Raw genomic sequence first — 18172 nt, 5'->3', positions numbered from 1 at the left:
ATTTATAGATGCTATAAAGTTAGCAAAATTTTGCTTTAACTTTATCGACGATAGTTTGTGCTAATTTTGCTTTACTTTCAACGGTCCAGCCTGCAACGTGTGGTGTTAATATAACGTTTTCTGAATGTATTAAATATTGTAAAGCGTCAGGCAGGGTTTCACCACTGAACAAATTTTCAAAGGATGCTTTTTCATATTCTAAAACATCGAGTCCTGCGCCTAAAATTTTACCTGATTTTAGGGCTAAAACTAAGTCTGAAGTGATCACACTTTTACCACGGGCGGTATTTATTAACCAAAACGGGTTTTTAAAGGCGTTGATGAAATTGGTATTTACCATACCAACACTATTTGGTGTTTCTGGCGTATGCAAACTCAACACTTCTGCTTTTTGCTGTAGCTCTTGTAAGGTCACTTGCTTCGCGTTTTCGTCACTAACATTGGGTTTTATATCATAACATAACACTTGAACATCAAAGCCGCGTAATTTTTTAGCAAAGGCTTTTCCCATATTTCCGTAACCAATGAGTCCTACCGTTTTTCCATCGAGTTCCTGTCCGCGGTTGGCTTCGCGGAGCCATTTACCTTGTCTGACCTCACGGTCTGCTTTGTTCAACTTATTAAATAATGAGAGTAACAAGGCTAAACTATGTTCGCCAACAGCATTGCGATTACCTTCTGGGGCTGCAATTAACGTGATGCCTTTTTGTTCTGCATATGCACAATCTATATTCTCTAAGCCTGCACCAACACGTCCAATAAATTTTAGTGTTTTTGCTGCATCTATAAAGTCTACATCAATACTGAAACGACTACGGATGATAAAACCATCATAGTCATGAATAATACTTTGAACCGCTTCTTTTGAATCTGAATAATTCTCGTGATTTTCGAAGCCTAAAGCACTAAGCTGATCTATTAGTAGTGGGTGGTTTGTATCTAAGTGTAATATTTTCATGTGTACGTTTTGCGAATATGGGATTGTTTATTAATTGGACCTCACCGGTTTTTAAAACCTGAGAGGTCTTAAAATAATTAAATTTGGAGATATTTGCTTTGTGTTTTTTCGTTTTTTTGGTGTCCAGTATATGCTGTTGTTAGTTTTTCGATTAAGAGATTATGTTCTTCCTCCTCATTTTTGGTCATAGGATTATGTGCTACACCTTTTGGTACGACAATAGTTTAACCTTCTTTAACTATTTTTGTTCGGTCTCGAAACTGCATGTAAAGCGTCTCTTTTAGAACTTGAAATAATTCATCTTCATTGGAAGGACTATACCAAACAAACGCGCCTAGTAGTTTTGCTATAAGCACCTGCATGTTATCTACTGTTGCAATGCGATGGGGATGCCACTGTTTTGTAAACCCGGCATGCTTTTCTTGTAAATTAATCGCTTTCATAATAAAAATGGCCAAAGCTGAAAGTTACGAAGTTTTGCGTTAGTGATGGAAGTGGTATCCGTTTTTTGTTGCCCTATAGTTAGAGTTAAAAGTGCTAACAGACGGCAGGAATTTTGCAATCCTGTCCTGAAGCTTTGTGATGAATACTTTTTAGGTCTGCGTAAAAGACAGGCTGTTTGCCGACAAGCAAGTAGCCCAAAAATTAAATACCTATAATAAGTTTAGCGATCCAGAAGTAAATTAAAATTCCAAAAATATCGTTACTGGTGGTAATAAAAGGTCCGGTGGCAATTGCTGGGTCTATTCCTTTTTTGTCTAAAAATAACGGCACAAATGTGCCTATGAGTCCTGCAACGATAATAACAGCAACTAAAGACACCGAAATGGCGAGTGCGGTTAAAAATTCACCTTTTACAACCCATACAAAAACGAATAAAAATAGTGCTAAAATAGTACCGTTTAAAGCCGCTAAAAGCATTTCTTTAATTAAGCGGCCATTGATGCTTCCTTTAACATCGTCATTAGCTAAGCCTTGAACAATAATGGCGCTAGATTGCACGCCAACATTTCCAGCCATTGCTGCAATTAACGGGGTAAAAAAGAATAAAAGGGCATAAGAATCAAAGGCTTCCTGAAAACCCTCCATAATTAAAAAGGCACCAATACCACCAATTAAGCCTAAAAAGAGCCAAGGTAAACGCGCTCTCGTTAACTGTAAGATACTATCATCTGCCTCCACACCCTTGGTGATACCTGCTGCGAGTTGGTAATCTTTTTCTGCTTCTTCTTTTATAACGTCTACAATATCATCTATGGTAATTCGCCCCACTAATGTTTTATACTCATCCACTACAGGTATCGCTTCCAAATCGTATTTCTGCATTACTTTAGCGACGTCTACTACATCTTCATCAACAGTAACATAATCTACTTTTGGGATGTAAACGGTAGATATATGAGCTCTTGGTGAGGCCATGAGCAAGTCTTTTAACGAGAGACGACCAATGAGCTTTTCGTCATCATCGACCACATAAATTGAATGTACTCTGGTGACGTTTTCAGCTTGTGCGCGCATTTCTTTTACACACTCGGTTACGGTCCAGTTTTCATTAACTCTTACGAGTTCTTTTGCCATTAGTCCACCAGCGGTATCTTCATCGTAGGCTAGTAATTCCTGAATTTCTGCTTTGTGATCTTGATCTTCAATTTGAGCAATAACAGCTGCTTGTCTTTCTTCGGAAAGCTCAGAGATCATATCTGCCGCATCATCGGTATCAAGCTCTTCAATTTCTTCTGCAATCTCTTTTATAGATAATAAATCGAGGATTTTTTCACGATCATCTTCATCCATTTCCATAAGGATTTCAGACGTTTTTCCACTGTCTAAAAGCTTAATGATGTACGTGGACTGCTCTGGATTTAAATCTTCTAGAATTTCAGCAATATCAGCATGATGGTATTCATTTAGTAATTCTATGATCGCATTATTGTTTTTAGAATTTACTAATTCTTCTACTTGATCAATAAGTGCATCGCTTATTGTAAATTTAATATTTTCGTTCTGTTCTTCCACCTAAAATCTAATTTTTACTATCGTTTTCTATTGCGGTTGTGAGCGCTATAAACGCCTGAACATCTAGTTGCTCTGGCCGTTTGTCAAAGATAACATTTGCTTTTAAATTATCACTCAAATCGAATGTTTTTAAGCTGTTACGCAAGGTTTTTCTGCGCTGCTGGAAGGCCGCTTTTACAACTTTGAAAAAGAGTTTTTCATCGCATGGCAAGCTATAATCTGCTTTACGGGTGAGTCTTAATACACCTGAATCTACTTTTGGCGGCGGATTGAAAACGGTTGGCGGGACCGTAAAGAGATACTCAGCCTCATAAAACGCTTGGGTTAAAACTGATAAAATGCCATAGACTTTACTGCCTTCTTTTGAACAGATACGAGCCGCTACTTCTTTTTGAAACATCCCAGAAAATTCTGGAATCTGATCGCGCAATTCTAGTGTTTTAAAGACAATTTGTGTTGAAATATTATAAGGAAAATTACCTATAATAGCAAAAGGCTCGTCCTTAAACGTCTCGCTTAAATCGTATTTTAAAAAATCTTTTTCAATTATTCTTGGTGCGAGATTTAAGTAATTGCTTTTAAGATAGGTAACACTTTCAGTATCAATTTCAATAACGTAAGTTGTTATCGGTTTTTTAAGTAAATATTTAGTGAGAACACCCATTCCTGGACCAATTTCTAATATATTTTCATAGCCTTTTAAACTTAAAGTATCTGCAATTTGCTCTGCGATGGTTTCATCTTCTAAAAAGTGCTGTCCTAAGAATTTTTTTGCTTTAACTTCTGGTTTGTTCTTGTATTTACTCATAATAGTGTGGTCTTTTTAGAAATTTCTGAATTTTGAACGTTCCTAGATTTTAAAGCTATCTTTTTTTGAATTATTAGCTGAATATTAAATTAGGTTAGTGCTGTTTAAAATCTACCAAATATTCATCAATGACTTCAAGCTCGGTTCTAAAAGCGAGCATTTTATCTGCGAACTTTTTGAGTCCGTCGCCACGCAGTCTTTCAGCATCTTCTTTATAATAAGCCTCTAAAGTTTCCCGAGAATGTGCTCTGTACTGAATGGAGTAGGTTTGACCACCTAAATCTTCATCTACTAAAACTTTAGTCAATTTTGCTTCTTTAAACTTGCCTGTGGCGAGTACTTTTGGAATGTGTTCTTTAATCCAAAGTAACCACGCATCGTGTACACTATCGTCTATATTTACGGTAACGTTATATATAATCATATTTTAAAATAGAAGGTTAACATTTAAGTTATAAATTGGTTTGTCGACTAGTTACAAAGGTAAGTTTTTGCTTTCAGAATGACTGTAAACTAAAGAATGAAACTGTTTACTAATTCAACGCATCACCGCGTAAGGCTCTAAATTTCTTTCGCGCTTCAACAAAATAAATACTGTCTGCATACTCAAAAAGTATGGTTTCGTAGAGCGGTTTTGCTTTTTCAGGAAGCCCTAATTTATTGGTATAGATTTCGGCTAAGGCATACAATGCATCGTCCATTAAAATACTGTCTTTAAAATCTCGAATGAGTAACTCGTAGTTGTCCTTAGCTTTGTTGTATGCTCCTTTTTCTTCTAATAGCTGCGCTTGTTTTAATAAGGTTTGCGGCACAATAACTTCGGTTTTATAGGCTTTTAAAATGGTAGAAAGCAAGGTGATGGCTTCTTCTTTTTTATTTTGAAAAGCTAATAAATCGGCTTTCGCATAAATTTTAAGTGCCGTTTGTAAAGAGTCTTCAGCCTTATTATCACTAATTAATAGTTTTAAATCTAAAGCATCATTGGCAGTAAGTTGCGAGGTTGATTTTTTTAATACTTTTAATTGTGACTCTGCCCATTTAAAATCGCCTTTATAATAACTTGTTTTTGCCACTTTAAAGCGTGCTAATTGAGAGATGGTACTATTTTTTAAGCTATGTTGAATTTGTGTGTAGTAAATTAAGGCCTCGTTAAACTTTTCTTCTAAGACTAGAATATCACCAAGTTCTAGTTTTACTTGTGCCAGTTGAAAATCACTAAGACCAAGAGGTAAACTCTCTTTCAAAAAAGTAATGGCTTCTTCTATTCTATTAAGATTGAAGGCCAAAAAATGAGCATAAGCAATTTGTAAATCTAAGGTACGTCTGTTTCTGCCATAAAGATCCAGAAGACTTAAATATTTTTCATTGAGTGCCACATAGTCCTTAGTTGTTGCTTTTTTAGTTTCAATAGTTATAATATTGTAATGCGCCCGAATTTTATCGTCGATGTCTTGAGTGTTTTCGATTATGAATTGAAAAACAGAGGTTGCAATGTCATTTTGATTTTGGTTATAGGCTATGTTTGCTAGTTCTTCAATACGATCCAGACTTTCTAACTGACGTTTAAAAATGGCTTTTTCCTGAACAAATGCTTTTTTGTAGTCTTTTTGCTGTATAAAAAGCCAACTTAGTAATTCATTCCATAATAGATTAGGAGCCGTTTGAATTTTCTTAAGCAGCATTTTTCTTAAAATAGCATTGTTTTCATTTTCGTCACTCTCGCCAATAAAAGTACTAAACTCACGTTTTATGGTATTAATGTAGGACTCATTGCTTTCAGAAAATTCCAAATAGCTATTAAACATATTTTCTACATCACCTTTCTCACCATAAATACGCGCTAAACGCATATTAAAATTGAGCTCAGGGTTTAAACGCATCGCTTTTTCATAGGTTGTAATCGCTTGATCGAGCAATGATAAGTTTTCAAAAGCAATACCAACCGCATAGGCGAAATTTGGTTTTTCATCTATAAAATCAATGGCTTTATCATAGTTTATTTTTGCAGAGATTGTATCTTTTTGTACGGCATAGTTATACCCTAATTCAATATATAGTGGTGGATAGGGATAACGTGCTAATTCTTCCTCCAATAAAAGTTGTGCCTCGGCATACTGTTCTAATTGCTGATGCGTTTTAACGAGTTGTAACAGGTAATTACGGTTTTTACTATTTTTAGAGTAGAGCTTTTTATAAAGGACTAAAGCTTTTTCAAAGGCACCATTTTGAAAATATTCTTTCGCTACAAAATCATCGTCCTGAGCAAACGAAGTAAAGCTGAATAGAATGAAAAACAGTAATAAAAAACGCATCTTTATCATAAGTGTAAATATAGCAAATGTCATACCACTTAACAATTAAGTGGACAGTAATAAAACGCTCTTTTTTGCTATCTATTTCATCGAAATAGAACGAGTAATGATGCTAATCTCTTGTTTTTAGTTGTTGTTTTAGAATAAAAGCACCTCATTTTTCTTACGAAATAAAAATAGAAAATTCAAAAAAAATGCCTGAAAATAAATTCAGGCACTAGCCAATCTAAATAAATGTGCTATTAATCATAATATTTAAAATGATTCAATTACTCGATTAAGGCTTATCTTTAAACTAAAGTCGTATTATTCGTGATTTACTAAAACTATGGTATTATTTTCTGCTTTAAAGGCTTTGAAGTCAGACTCAAAAACAACTATTGCAATAATAATAAGGGTAGCAAGTAGGAATAGGCGTTTAATGTTTTTCATGGTTATGTATTTTAAAACTTGGGGATTTAAAAGTGAGAATAAATAACCAAATAACAAAAGAAAACAATAAAAAATCGTCAAACAACGTGTTTTTTTAACACTTTATCGATGAAAACCAATAATTTGAGCAAAATTCAGTAGAAAATTAGTCAATTATTGAAAAGCCCGTATAGGGTACTAAAACCTCTGGAATAACAATTCCTTTTTCTGTTTGGTAGTTTTCTAAAATACCGGCAAGTACACGAGGTAAGGCAAGCGAGCTACCATTTAAGGTATGCGCGAGTTCATTTTTACCGGCGCTATTTTTAAAACGTAAGCGCAAGCGATTGGCTTGGTAAGATTCAAAATTCGACACGCTAGAAATTTCCAGCCAGCGATCTTGAGCTGTAGAAAACACTTCGAAATCATAGGTCATAGCAGAAGGAAAACCGGTATCTCCACCACATAAACGTAAAATGCGATAGGGCAGTTTTAATTCGCGTAAAATCCCTTTTACATGTTCAATCATGCCATCAAACGCTTCATAAGAATTCTCAGGATGCTCAACACGAATAATTTCAACTTTATCAAATTGATGAAGTCTGTTTAAGCCACGAACGTGTGCGCCATAACTTCCGGCTTCACGCCTAAAACAAGGCGTATAGCCAGTGATGCTAATGGGGAAATCACTTTCAGCCAGTAGTACATCTCTAAAAACGTTGGTTCCAGGGACTTCAGCAGTAGGAATTAAATATAAATCGTCACGAGAGTCATGATACATTTGTCCTTCTTTATCTGGTAGTTGGCCTGTGCCATAGCAAGAAGCTTCATTTACTAAAAGTGGTAACTGGTATTCCGTATAGCCAGCAGCTGTATTCTTATCTAAAAAATAAGCGATTAAAGCCCGCTGTAAACGAGCGCCCTTACCTTTATAAACAGGGAAACCAGCACCAGAAATTTTATTACCCAATTCAAAATCAATAATATCATATTTTTTTGCCAGTTCCCAATGCGGTTCAGCACCTTCATAAAGTTTAGGCACTTCTCCTTCATTAAAAATCTCCTCGTTGTCTGCCTCGTTATTTCCAGCAGGAACAGAGGGGTGCGGTACGTTGGGTATTTTATATAATAATTGTTTCAAATCGTCTTCCTTGACTTGCAATTGTTCTTTTAAAACTTTATCACTGTCTTTTAAAGCAGTTGTCTTTTCTTTTAAGGCATTGGCCTCCTGGGCTTTTCCAGCTTTATACAAGTCACCTATTTCTTTAGAGAGCGCGTTCAATTCTGCTTTGGTGTTGTCTAAGTCAGTTTGCAGTGTGCGACGCGAGTCGTCTACTACTAGCACTTCGTTTACAATGGTGGTAGCATCAAAATTTCTTCTAGCCAAACCAGCGATTACTGCGGCTTTGTTTTCTCTAATAAAGGGTACTTGTAACATAAATTTTATTTTGTGCGCTAACTAAAGGTCAGGTTATATGCTGTATCTTTTTATGGAAAAAGAAAAAAAGATAAGCTTGTACTGAACACAGTCGAAGGACTTCTATCCTTAGCGCAAACTGAAACTTCGATTTTAAGTGGTAAAAGTAGTAAGATTTCGTATGCTTTAAAATAAAAAACATGTCTATTTTGAAGGGCGTATCCAATCGTTGTGTTTAAAAACGTTCCATTCTACATTTGCCAGGTCTACTTTGGGATCAATAAGTTGGTGATGAGGTTTATTATTAACACTCACGTTGGCATTAACAAACACCTGTATATCCTTATCTTTCTTTTTAAAGTCTTCCTTTAAATACTGAGCAAATTGCCAAATAACATCGGGCTTTGTACTAGCTAGTCTTATTTGTTTTCTGGTTAAATAATGTTCTAAATTTATAGGTATTATTTCCCCTGTTGCTTTATCGACCACTTTGTAACTGGTATAACTACTTTTAGAACGCAACATCATACGCCAAGAGAGTCTGTGGCCTTCTTCGGTCCAGAGGACATCATCGGGAATAAAGTGATGGCGTATGGGTAATAACACTTGAATAACAAAATAAATACTAGCAAAAACTAATAAAGGGGTTTTGTAGTTAGGAACGATAACTTCACCTTCTGTATATAATGATTTGCGTTTTAAAAAGAGGTTTCTAATGGTTTTAGGTTCAAAAAAGAATAGCGAAAAAGCTAAAGATAAGTAAGGAAACACACCAACTTGAAACACAATTGAGTTAAACATGTGAAAGAAAATGGAAACAATAAAAGCATATTTTCTAGTACGTTTAAATAGGAGTAAGGGTATAATTAAACCATCAAATAAAATGCCGCCATAAGCGACCAAATAGGGCATAAACTCATGCTGTAAAAAGTCACCTATAAAAGGTAAGTTAGCTTTGCTTTTCATCAATAACTTGGGTACGCTTAGGTCTAACCAATCGGGATATAGTTTGGCGATAGATGCGTAGGTGTAAAGAATTAGCAACTGTAAGACAAAAACCCACCTACACCATTGTGGCATAGAGAAACGCTTAATACTTGGTCTTAATTTAGCATCAATGGAAGCATACTTGCTTGCCGGTAGAAAAGCCATAATTAAACACAATAACATTAAAAAATAATAATGATTGTTATACGACGCTTTTTGCATTAAATACACCGAAGCCCACATCAAACCAAACGCAATAATGCTAAATCTGTATTTGTAACCAACCATAATTAAGAGCCCAAACATCCCCATGATTACATAATATACATACATCCAGTTTCCCGGTAAGGGTTGTAAAAACTCAAAACCAATAAAGGAAAAGGTGAATTTAGGTTGTACTAATGTGCGTGAAACCCATCCAGTGAAAATAGCACCAACAGATTCTAAAAAACAGAGCAAACCAAAAACAATTCTAAAGACGATTAATCCACTATTGTCTATTTGTTTAAAAAGGAACTTATTAAGCATGCGTTTCAATAAATTTTAAAGCATTCAGTTGGTCTTGCTGTAGTTGTTGTTTTAGGGCATCTACAGAGTTAAATTTATGTTCATCTCTTAGTCTGTGGAGTAATTCAACTTTTAAAGGTTTACCATAAAGAGAGGCGTCAAAATTAAAGAAATGCACTTCTACTGTTTCTTCAATACCATTTACGGTTGGGTTATTTCCAATATTCATCATTCCAAAAACAAGTATACCGTTAATTATTGATTTCACAATATAAACACCTTGTTTCGGGATGAGTTTATAGGCTTCTTCAATCTGTAAATTAGCAGTAGGGAAGCTTAAGGTGCGCCCTAAGCCTTTGCCTTTTACAACTAATCCAGTAAGAAAAAAAGCATAGCCTAAAAAGCTATTAGCTGTGGCAATATCGCCCTGAGCTAATGCTTTTCTTATTTTAGTAGAACTCACAGCAACTTCATCGATATCTTGAGCGCTTATGGCTTCGACTTCAAAGCCATAGTGTTTTCCAAAAGTGATTAAATCATCAATATTAGCTGAACGATTTCTGCCAAAATGATGGTCGTAACCTATAATAATGTGTTTTGCTTTGAGTTGATTGACTAAAATGGTCGCTACAAACTCTTCTGCGGTTAAGCGCGAAAATTCCTGAGTAAATTTTTTAATCACCAAGTTCTCTAGCCCAAAACCCTTAAGTATCGTTTCTTTCTCGGCTATAGTATTGATGAGCTTAATATTGGCATCTTTCTGTAATACCATTCGTGGATGTGGAAAAAACGTCAAGATTGTGGGCTCCAAATCTTTGGTTTTACCAACCTGAATGAGACGTTCTATTATTTTCTGGTGTCCAATATGTACGCCATCAAAAGTACCAATGGTGACAACTGTATGCTTTTTTTTAGACGCTGTTGATTCCAAATATTAAAAGTTTAGATACAAAAATAAAAAAAGCCAACTGAATTAAACTGAATTGGCTTTCAAATATAACATTTAGTTTTTTATTCTTTAAAAAGCAGGGTTGTATTGCTTCTATATAAAATTTGCAAAAAAACTGATGGTTAAAATATTTAAATCTGATTTTTTAAGTTGTATGTTTTTTACATCACTATTTGACCTATAGTCACAGCAGACTTGTTAATCCAATTATGATTTGTAGTAGTTAATAGTAAAATTGTAAAGGCAGTATTCTTTATTGCTTTAAAATAAATTGGCTTTTTTGTTTTTTGAGGTGTAGTTAGACAAAATTAAATCTGCACTATGCAAATAAATAAGACTAAACGCATAATTTTTCGATTAAAAGACAGTGTGGGCTATATTCTTTAAACCGTCTTATCCTGTTGGTTTTATAGGTTTTTCACAGCAGCTAGTTTTTTGACTTATTTCTATGTTTTTATGAAATTTATTAGTTATTTTGAATTTAATTAATCAATTACCTAGATATATGAAACTAAAATTACATTACTTACTCTTAAGTATTTTTATTTTTTCTATTAATGCCTATAGTCAAAATGAGTTATGGAGTACCACTTCTTTTCAAGAAGGAAAAGCTGGTGTTTCTCTAAAAAATTTAGATGCTGACAATTCAGAAATTCTTCAATTGAATATTCAAAGTCTTAAACAACAATTGTTTGGTGCACCGTTACGATCAAATTCAAATGGAAAATCAAATACCATTGTTAATTTCCCTAATGTTGATGGAAAATTACAACAATTTAGAATTGTTGAGACTTCAATATTCTCATCTAATGATAACGAACACCCAGAAATTAAAACGTATTTGGGCTCAAGAACCGATGGCTCTGGAACACGAATTAGATTTAGTATCACACCATTAGGTTTAAAAGCTATGATTTCTGAGCCAGGTAAAGAAACTGTTTTTATTCAACCGGTAACCAAAGTGTCAAATGATCAGTATTTAATTTATAACCGGACAGCCCAATTAAATTCATCTGAAACTTTTGAATGTCTAACAGACGATGTAGATATTTCTAAAAGAAAAGGAAGTCTTTCCACTTCAAGAGATGCTAATGATCAATTATTAAGAACCTTTAGAATAGCCATCTCTGTTACTCAAGAATATACTAATTTTTGGGATGATGGCAATGCAGGAAATGGTGATAATAGAGCAGATGCTTTAGCTCAAGTGGTTTCTACTTTAAATAGAATGAATGAGGTCTTTGAAGTGGATATGGCCATTACTTTTGTTTTGGTTGATACCCTTGATGATCCAGCAATAGACTTAATTTACTCCCCTTCAGTTCCTGATCCTTATGGAACCGATTTGAATGGTGATTTACAAGCAAACCTTACCGCTACTGTTGGAGCAGCAGATTATGACATAGGGCACTTATTCGCTTTTGCAAGTAATAATGGTAACGCTGGTTGTATTGGCTGTGTTTGTGCAAGTGGTAAAGGTAGTGGTTTTTCAGCACACGAATTTACGGATAATAATGGCGGGCCTTATATGTCTGACTTTTTTGATATTGACTATGTGCCTCACGAGGTAGGTCACCAAATGGGTGCGAACCATACCTTCTCTTTTAATTCTGAAGGAACTGGAGTGAATGCAGAACCAGGAAGTGGAACAACCATTATGGGTTATGCTGGTATTACAGGAGGAAATGATGTTCAAGATCATAGTGATCCTTATTTTCATTATCACAGTATCGATCAAATTTTAACTAATGTAGCTACGTCGCCAAATAACTGTGCTGTAACCACAAACATTACAAACAATCCGCCAGTAGCCAATGCAGGTTCTAATTATACTATTCCAAATGGTACAGCCTTTATTTTAAAGGCCTCTGCGACCGATGCGGATGGGGGAGATGTGTTAACGTATTGCTGGGAACAAATAGATGATGGTGTTACTACGAATGGAAATTTTGGACCTACTAAAACGACAGGTGCTTTATGGCGTTCTAGACCACCAAGTACGTCACCAAACAGATACATGCCTATATTAGATAGAGTGTTAAACGGGCAACTAACAGAAATTACCCCCGTGGAAACGCTGGATAATTCATCATGGGAAACTGTGTCGACTGTGGGAAGAGATTTAAATTTCGCACTAACGGTTAGAGATCGTTCTGAAGCTGGAGGCGTTGGACAAACACCACAATCTGATTTTGATGAAATGTTAGTTACGGTAGATGGTGCATCAGGACCGTTCACAGTGACCTCTCAAACGACTAACGTCACTTGGGATGCTGGCTCTACACAAACCGTAACTTGGGATGTGGCAGGAACAGCTGGAGGTGCGGTGAATACACCAACAGTAAATATATTACTGTCTATTGACGGTGGTCTAACATTTCCGTTTACGATGGCTTCTGGTGTGCCTAATGATGGTACGCAGGATGTTACAGTGCCGCTTACTGGAGGAGACACTTCGTTGGCAAGAGTTATTGTTGAAGGGAATAATAATATTTTTTATTCGGTAAACGCTGCAAATTTCTCTATTCAAGAATCAGAATTTGTGATTACTGTTTCTAACCCAGTAATTGATGTGTGCCAACCAGCAGACGCTATTTATAATTTTACCTATAATACTTTTTTAGGCTTTAGTGATACCACAAACTTTTCTGTGGTTGGATTACCAACAGGGGCTACTGCAGTCATTAATCCGACCTCGGCTTCTGCAGATGGAACTTCAGGAACTGTCACGGTGTCTGGAACAGGAAGTTTAGCAGTAGGTTCATATGATTTTACTATTGAAGGAACCTCAGGAACTCTAACAAAATCTGCAGATGCTACTCTAAACGTTTTCAGTAGCACAATTAACACGGTGACCTTAATATCTCCTTCTAATGGTGCGATTGATATTTCTGCAGATGGTGATTTAATATGGAATGGTGATGTGAATGCGGAAGACTATTTTGTTGAGGTAGCAAGTGATGCAGGGTTTTCTACTATTGTTGAGTCGGCTACCGTTCAGACGACATCATATACGACAACATCACTTAACGCTAATTCACAATATTACTGGAGAGTAACTGCTTCAAATCAATGTGCAACGGCTAGCCCATCAAGTGCGTTTAGTTTTACAACAGCAAATTTAACCTGTAGTACATTTTCTGCAACAGATCTTCCCGTTGCTATATCTGCTAGTGGTGCAGGAAATTCGTATACTTCAGTTATTAACGTGGCAGATAATTTTCCAGTTACAGATGTTAATGTGACTATAGATATTACACATACTTGGGATGCCGATTTAGATATTACTTTAACGAGTCCTAATGGAACGATAGTGGAGTTGACTTCAGATAATGGTGGAAATGGTGATAATTATACCGCAACTATTTTTGATCAGGAATCTACCGGAGGTCCTATTACTGGAGGGGTTGCTCCTTTTACAGGAAGTTATTTACCAGAAGGTGATCTATCATTATTATATGGTGAAATGTCTGGGGGTGATTGGATTTTAACCGTTGTTGATGATGCCGACGCAGATGGCGGAAATTGGAATAGCTTTGATTTAGAACTATGTGTTCAAGGTTCTTTATCTGTTGATGAGTTTGAGAGTACTATTTCAAATTTCAAACTATATCCAAATCCAAATAACGGTTCCTTTAATATACAATTAGCCAATACGTCTACTAACGGTATTCAAATTTCAGTTTTTGATATGAGAGGGCGTAGTGTTTATGATAAACGCTACGAGAATAATCCTGATTTTAATGAGACTATTAATTTAGGAGCTGTACAATCAGGACTCTATGTATTACAAGTTTCAGACGGAGTGAATAGTCAGACCAAAAAGATTATAGTAAACTAAACTGGTCACTATACCTCTAGTATAAATAAAAAAAGGAAGCGCTATGCGCTTCCTTTTTATTTTCCATTAAAGAGATTCATCGTGGTATTTATTCCTGCTAAACCAAAGGATTTTATTAACGCAACCGCCTGGTCTAATCTTTCGTTTAGTACCTTATCTTCCTCTGGTGTCCATTCACCCAACACATAATCCACTTGACTTCCCTTAGAAAAGGCGTCACTAATACCAAATCGAAACCGATTATAATTTGAAGTATTTAATTTGTCTTGAGTATCTTTTAAGCCATTATGACCGCCAGCACTACCTTTCGTTTTTACACGAATGCTGCCAAAGGGTAAGTTTAAATCGTCTGTAATGACAAGCATATTTTCTAATAGAATCTTTTCTTTAGTCATCCAGTATAAAATTGCTTTACCGCTCAAATTCATATAGGTATTTGGTTTGAGTAATATAAAGGTTCTTCCTTTAAATTTATACGTGGCTACCTCCCCAAGCTTTTGTGTTTCGAAGGTGAGTGTTTCTTTTTTGGCAAAATAATCTAAAATTTTAAAACCGATGTTATGGCGGGTGTTTTCGTACTTTTCGCCAATGTTTCCTAAGCCGATAATAAGAAATTTTTTCATGGGATCTTGTGCTTCTAAAAGGGGTTTTGTTTTGTTTTTTCTGAAAAGCTTAATAATAGATTTAAACATAAACGGAATCATTTTTCAGTAAAAATAAAAAAAGCATCCTGAATAAACAGAATGCTTTATAGTATTTAAAAAGGTGACCTTTATTCTTTTACTGCTGCTGCATCATCAGTTTCTGTTGCTGGAACATCTCCTGCTTCATCTTCATCTTCAGCTTCTTCATCTTCAATATCTTCAGTAATTGCTTGTCTAGAACGTCTTACTAAACATACCACTGTGTTATCAGGGTGTAAGAATGTGAAATCATCGCTTGCTAAAGAAGTGATGTATAGTTTGTTTCCAATTTTAAGCTCAGAAATTTCAGCATCAATATAATCTGGTAAATTTCCTGGCAAAGCTTTTACTCTTAAGCTACGTTTGTTTTTACGCAAAACACCACCATTTTTAACACCACGTGGATTTCCAATAAAGTTTACTGGAATAGTCATACTTACTGCTTTGTCTTCAAAGGTTTGGTAGAAGTCTACGTGTAAGATTCTGTCTGTTACTGGGTGAAATTGAATGTCTTGTAAAATAGCATTGAATGTTTCGCCGTTTGCTAATTCTATTACAACTGTATGCGCATTAGCTGTGTATACCAATTTAGAGAATGCTAATTCAGGTGCCGAGAAATGCACTGCTTTGTCTCCTCCGTATAATACGCAAGGAACCTGACCAGCATTACGTAAGGCTTTTGTTGCTTTGCCGCCCACGCTTTCTCTTTGAGATCCGTTGATTGTAATTGATTTCATTGTTTTTATTTATATTTAATTTATTTATATACTTGTTATTGATTGTCTGTAAATGGTCTTTCCTGTGTTAAGGTTATGCTACCACTACATTAAAAATTTAGAGCTAATCGATTTGTTGTAGTGCACATTATGCATCACTTCAGCAAATAAATCGGCACAGCTAATCACTTTAATTTTTTTACTTTCTTGTTTTAGAGGAATTGAATCTGTAACAATCAATTCTTCTAATTTAGAGTTTTCTAATTTTTCATAAGCATTACCAGATAAAATAGGGTGCGTACAAATCGCTCTTACACTTAGCGCACCGCGCTCCATCATTAAATCGGCAGCTTTTGTTAATGTACCAGCCGTATCTACCATATCGTCTACTAAAACCACATTTTTACCAGTAACGTCGCCAATAAGTTCCATATGAGAAATCACATTTGCTTTAGCACGCTGTTTATAACAAATCACTACATCGCTTTCAAGGGCTTTAGAATAGGCATAAGCTCTTTTGCTTCCTCCCATATCTGGAGAGGCAATCGTCAAATTGTTAAGGTTTAACGATTTTAAATACGGTAAAAACACAGTTGATGCAAATAAATGGTCTACTGGTTTTTCAAAAAAGCCTTGTATCTGGTCTGCATGCAAGTCCATAGTAATAATTCGAGTTGCACCCGCTGCTTCCAGCATTTTAGCTACTAATTTAGCAGCGATTGGGACTCTAGGTTTGTCTTTACGGTCTTGTCTCGCCCAACCAAAATAAGGCAATACTGCTGTAATATGTCTCGCAGAGGCACGTTTAGCAGCATCAATCATTAATAACATCTCCATTAAATTTTCTGAACTCGGATTGGTAGATCCAATAATGAAAATTCGTGTACCACGTATAGATTCTTCGTAAGAGGGTTGAAACTCTCCATCGCTATAAGTAGAGGTGATAACGTTACCTAAACTGGTGCCATAGGCAGCTGCGATTTTTTCAGCTAAAACTTTACTTTGAGTAATCGAAAAAATTTTAGCGTCTGGCTTAGTATTTGGCATCGTTAAAATGTTGTTTAGCAGTGTTTAACACCGCCTGATTTTTAATGAGGTGCAAATTTAGAATTTTTTTTCATCTATAAAGCATAATCACTACTATTTTTAAGGCATTTACAGAAAAAAGATATATTTTTGTACTCTCAATTGCTCAAGTGGCGGAATTGGTAGACGCGTCGGATTCAAAATCCGATTCTTCGGAGTGCGGGTTCGATTCCCGCCTTGAGTACAAAAAGCTTCAATTTATATTGGAGCTTTTCTCTTTTTTTATATATTTACCAACACCCAAAAATTATTACTTATGCTCCAAGAATTCTGGTTTGATGTAAAATATGGTATCGATCATGTTTTAGATATAAATGCTTACGATCACATTCTGTTTTTAATTGTTTTAACTGTACCTTATTTATTTAAAGATTGGAAACGGGTGTTTTTATTAGTAACGATGTTTACTGTTGGTCATACCCTATCTTTAGTATTAGCAACCTATGGTGCGGTAAGTATTAAAGCGAGTATAGTAGAGTTTTTAATACCCGTAACTATTTTAATCGTAGCGATTTTTAATGTTTTCACCTCGGGTAAAGGGGCTCAAAAAGAGAAGGTGGGGGTTTTGTTTATTTCTACATTGTTTTTCGGACTTATTCACGGCTTGGGTTTTGCAAGAGAACTTAAAATGCATCTCTCTGCAGGAGAAAATAAATTATGGCTGCTTTTAAAATTCGCATTGGGTATCGAGATTGCCCAAATTGTTATCGTCTTTATTGTCTTGTTTTTAGGCTATTTGATGCAGACCATATTTAGATTCTCTAAACGGGACTGGGTTATGGTAATCTCTGCTGTAGTGATAGGCTTAGTGATCCCGATGTTAATACGCAATAATATTTTTTAAGTGTTTACTTAAACTTTTCACAAATCTTTTTTATTTCATTGTAATTAAAATACTAACGACTTATCTTCGTTATCATTAGAGGTTGCGTGAAGGATTAAGGCATTTGTTGAAGCTCTTTTTTGTTTTTCTCAAAAAAAGCGACTGCCGCAAGCTTGGCTTTTGACTTTTTCCAGACAAAAGCACGCCCAACATATTATAAAACATGCCAAAAACAAAACAACTTAAATACGATAAAGCCTATTTACGAATCGCTAAAGAATGGGGGAAACTATCTCATTGTAATCGCAAACAAGTTGGCGCACTTATAGTTAAAGGGCGAATGATTATTTCTGATGGCTTTAATGGCACACCAACAGGGTTTGAAAACCCTTGTGAAGACGAAAATGGAGATACCAAATGGTATGTGCTTCATGCTGAGGCGAATGCAATTTCAAAAGTGGCGTCCTCTACACAGTCCTGTAAGGGTGCAACATTATACATTACGTTGTCACCATGTAAAGAGTGTAGTAAGTTAATTCATCAAGCTGGCATCATTCGTGTGGTATATAAAGACGGTTATAAGGATGATTCTGGTTTGCGTTTCTTAGAAAAAGCAGGCATAGAATTGCAACAAATTGACGATTTAAACGCTTAAAAA

The 18172-nt window shown here is 35.5% G+C and carries 15 protein-coding genes and 1 tRNA gene; 4 read left to right on the top strand and 12 right to left on the bottom strand.

Annotated elements, in window-relative coordinates:
* Positions 1-19: 19 nt before the first annotated feature.
* The 9 genes from GQ46_RS08590 to GQ46_RS08545 form a co-directional block, all read right to left on the bottom strand.
* On the bottom strand, positions 20-958 hold the full coding sequence (locus GQ46_RS08590) for a 2-hydroxyacid dehydrogenase (RefSeq protein WP_044400573.1): 939 nt from the start codon (positions 956-958) through the stop codon (positions 20-22).
* 224 nt (positions 959-1182) lie between these two features.
* Positions 1183-1401 carry a hypothetical protein gene (locus GQ46_RS18130; protein ID WP_369793434.1) on the bottom strand — a complete coding sequence of 73 codons (219 nt, stop codon included), beginning with the start codon at positions 1399-1401 and terminating at the stop codon, positions 1183-1185.
* A 202-nt stretch (positions 1402-1603) separates the two neighbouring features.
* Positions 1604-2974, bottom strand: a complete 1371-nt coding sequence (gene mgtE / locus GQ46_RS08580; RefSeq protein ID WP_044400569.1) for a magnesium transporter — start codon at positions 2972-2974, stop codon at positions 1604-1606.
* 7 nt (positions 2975-2981) lie between these two features.
* Positions 2982-3782 carry a 16S rRNA (adenine(1518)-N(6)/adenine(1519)-N(6))-dimethyltransferase RsmA gene (gene rsmA, locus GQ46_RS08575; protein WP_044400566.1) on the bottom strand — a complete coding sequence of 267 codons (801 nt, stop codon included), beginning with the start codon at positions 3780-3782 and terminating at the stop codon, positions 2982-2984.
* A gap of 94 nt (positions 3783-3876) precedes the next feature.
* On the bottom strand, positions 3877-4206 hold the full coding sequence (locus GQ46_RS08570) for a DUF4286 family protein (protein WP_044400563.1): 330 nt from the start codon (positions 4204-4206) through the stop codon (positions 3877-3879).
* 109 nt (positions 4207-4315) lie between these two features.
* Positions 4316-6094, bottom strand: a complete 1779-nt coding sequence (locus tag GQ46_RS08565; protein WP_044400560.1) for a tetratricopeptide repeat protein — start codon at positions 6092-6094, stop codon at positions 4316-4318.
* A 577-nt stretch (positions 6095-6671) separates the two neighbouring features.
* Positions 6672-7943, bottom strand: a complete 1272-nt coding sequence (gene serS, locus GQ46_RS08555) for a serine--tRNA ligase (RefSeq protein ID WP_044400556.1) — start codon at positions 7941-7943, stop codon at positions 6672-6674.
* A 183-nt stretch (positions 7944-8126) separates the two neighbouring features.
* Entirely contained in the window at positions 8127-9437 is a 1311-nt protein-coding gene (locus GQ46_RS08550; protein ID WP_044400554.1) for an HTTM domain-containing protein, read from the bottom strand.
* Positions 9430-10347, bottom strand: coding sequence for a bifunctional riboflavin kinase/FAD synthetase (locus GQ46_RS08545; protein ID WP_044400552.1), 918 nt, complete (start codon positions 10345-10347; stop codon positions 9430-9432). The genes GQ46_RS08550 and GQ46_RS08545 overlap by 8 nt, the downstream gene beginning before the upstream one ends.
* 523 nt (positions 10348-10870) lie before the next feature.
* Between GQ46_RS08545 and GQ46_RS08540 the strand changes: the two genes are divergently transcribed.
* Positions 10871-14206, top strand: a complete 3336-nt coding sequence (locus GQ46_RS08540; RefSeq protein ID WP_052503436.1) for a reprolysin-like metallopeptidase — start codon at positions 10871-10873, stop codon at positions 14204-14206.
* Between the two features lie 56 nt (positions 14207-14262).
* Here the strand turns inward: GQ46_RS08540 and pth are convergent, their stop codons facing one another.
* From pth to GQ46_RS08525, 3 genes are all read right to left on the bottom strand, one after another.
* Positions 14263-14829, bottom strand: coding sequence for an aminoacyl-tRNA hydrolase (pth, locus tag GQ46_RS08535; protein ID WP_231567373.1), 567 nt, complete (start codon positions 14827-14829; stop codon positions 14263-14265).
* Positions 14830-14978: 149 nt separating this feature from the next.
* Positions 14979-15626 (bottom strand): 50S ribosomal protein L25/general stress protein Ctc, encoded by a 648-nt coding sequence (locus GQ46_RS08530; RefSeq protein WP_044400548.1) that lies wholly within the window; start codon positions 15624-15626, stop codon positions 14979-14981.
* A gap of 84 nt (positions 15627-15710) precedes the next feature.
* Positions 15711-16652: a ribose-phosphate pyrophosphokinase gene (locus tag GQ46_RS08525; RefSeq protein WP_044400546.1), complete on the bottom strand. Its 942-nt coding sequence runs from the start codon at positions 16650-16652 to the stop codon at positions 15711-15713.
* 143 nt (positions 16653-16795) lie between these two features.
* Here GQ46_RS08525 and GQ46_RS08520 point away from each other — a divergent pair.
* The 3 genes from GQ46_RS08520 (at position 16796) to GQ46_RS08510 (ending at position 18169) form a co-directional block, all read left to right on the top strand.
* A tRNA-Leu gene (locus GQ46_RS08520) sits at positions 16796-16875 on the top strand.
* Between the two features lie 72 nt (positions 16876-16947).
* Positions 16948-17535, top strand: a complete 588-nt coding sequence (locus GQ46_RS08515) for a HupE/UreJ family protein (protein ID WP_044404771.1) — start codon at positions 16948-16950, stop codon at positions 17533-17535.
* Positions 17536-17737: 202 nt separating this feature from the next.
* Complete coding sequence (locus tag GQ46_RS08510; protein ID WP_044400543.1) at positions 17738-18169, top strand: dCMP deaminase family protein; 432 nt, start codon at positions 17738-17740, stop codon at positions 18167-18169.
* The last annotated feature ends 3 nt before the right edge of the window (positions 18170-18172 follow it).

Source organism: Lacinutrix sp. Hel_I_90 (genome assembly GCF_000934685.1).
Classification (GTDB): Bacteria; Bacteroidota; Bacteroidia; order Flavobacteriales; family Flavobacteriaceae; genus Lacinutrix.
The sequence above is the reverse complement of the archived record's forward strand: the minus strand, read 5'-3'. Positions and strand labels throughout refer to the sequence as shown.

Bases quoted from the DNA above. Each gene is read 5' to 3' on its own strand.
- GQ46_RS08590 (WP_044400573.1), bottom strand. From the start codon at position 958: ATGAAAATATTACACTTAGATACAAACCACCCACTACTAATAGATCAG.
- GQ46_RS18130 (WP_369793434.1), bottom strand. From the start codon at position 1,401: ATGAAAGCGATTAATTTACAAGAAAAGCATGCCGGGTTTACAAAACAG.
- rsmA (WP_044400566.1), bottom strand. From the start codon at position 3,782: ATGAGTAAATACAAGAACAAACCAGAAGTTAAAGCAAAAAAATTCTTA.
- GQ46_RS08570 (WP_044400563.1), bottom strand. From the start codon at position 4,206: ATGATTATATATAACGTTACCGTAAATATAGACGATAGTGTACACGAT.
- GQ46_RS08565 (WP_044400560.1), bottom strand. From the start codon at position 6,094: ATGCGTTTTTTATTACTGTTTTTCATTCTATTCAGCTTTACTTCGTTT.
- serS (WP_044400556.1), bottom strand. From the start codon at position 7,943: ATGTTACAAGTACCCTTTATTAGAGAAAACAAAGCCGCAGTAATCGCT.
- GQ46_RS08550 (WP_044400554.1), bottom strand. From the start codon at position 9,437: ATGCTTAATAAGTTCCTTTTTAAACAAATAGACAATAGTGGATTAATC.
- GQ46_RS08540 (WP_052503436.1), top strand. From the start codon at position 10,871: ATGAAACTAAAATTACATTACTTACTCTTAAGTATTTTTATTTTTTCT.
- pth (WP_231567373.1), bottom strand. From the start codon at position 14,829: ATGAAAAAATTTCTTATTATCGGCTTAGGAAACATTGGCGAAAAGTAC.
- GQ46_RS08530 (WP_044400548.1), bottom strand. From the start codon at position 15,626: ATGAAATCAATTACAATCAACGGATCTCAAAGAGAAAGCGTGGGCGGC.
- GQ46_RS08525 (WP_044400546.1), bottom strand. From the start codon at position 16,652: ATGCCAAATACTAAGCCAGACGCTAAAATTTTTTCGATTACTCAAAGT.
- GQ46_RS08515 (WP_044404771.1), top strand. From the start codon at position 16,948: ATGCTCCAAGAATTCTGGTTTGATGTAAAATATGGTATCGATCATGTT.
- GQ46_RS08510 (WP_044400543.1), top strand. From the start codon at position 17,738: ATGCCAAAAACAAAACAACTTAAATACGATAAAGCCTATTTACGAATC.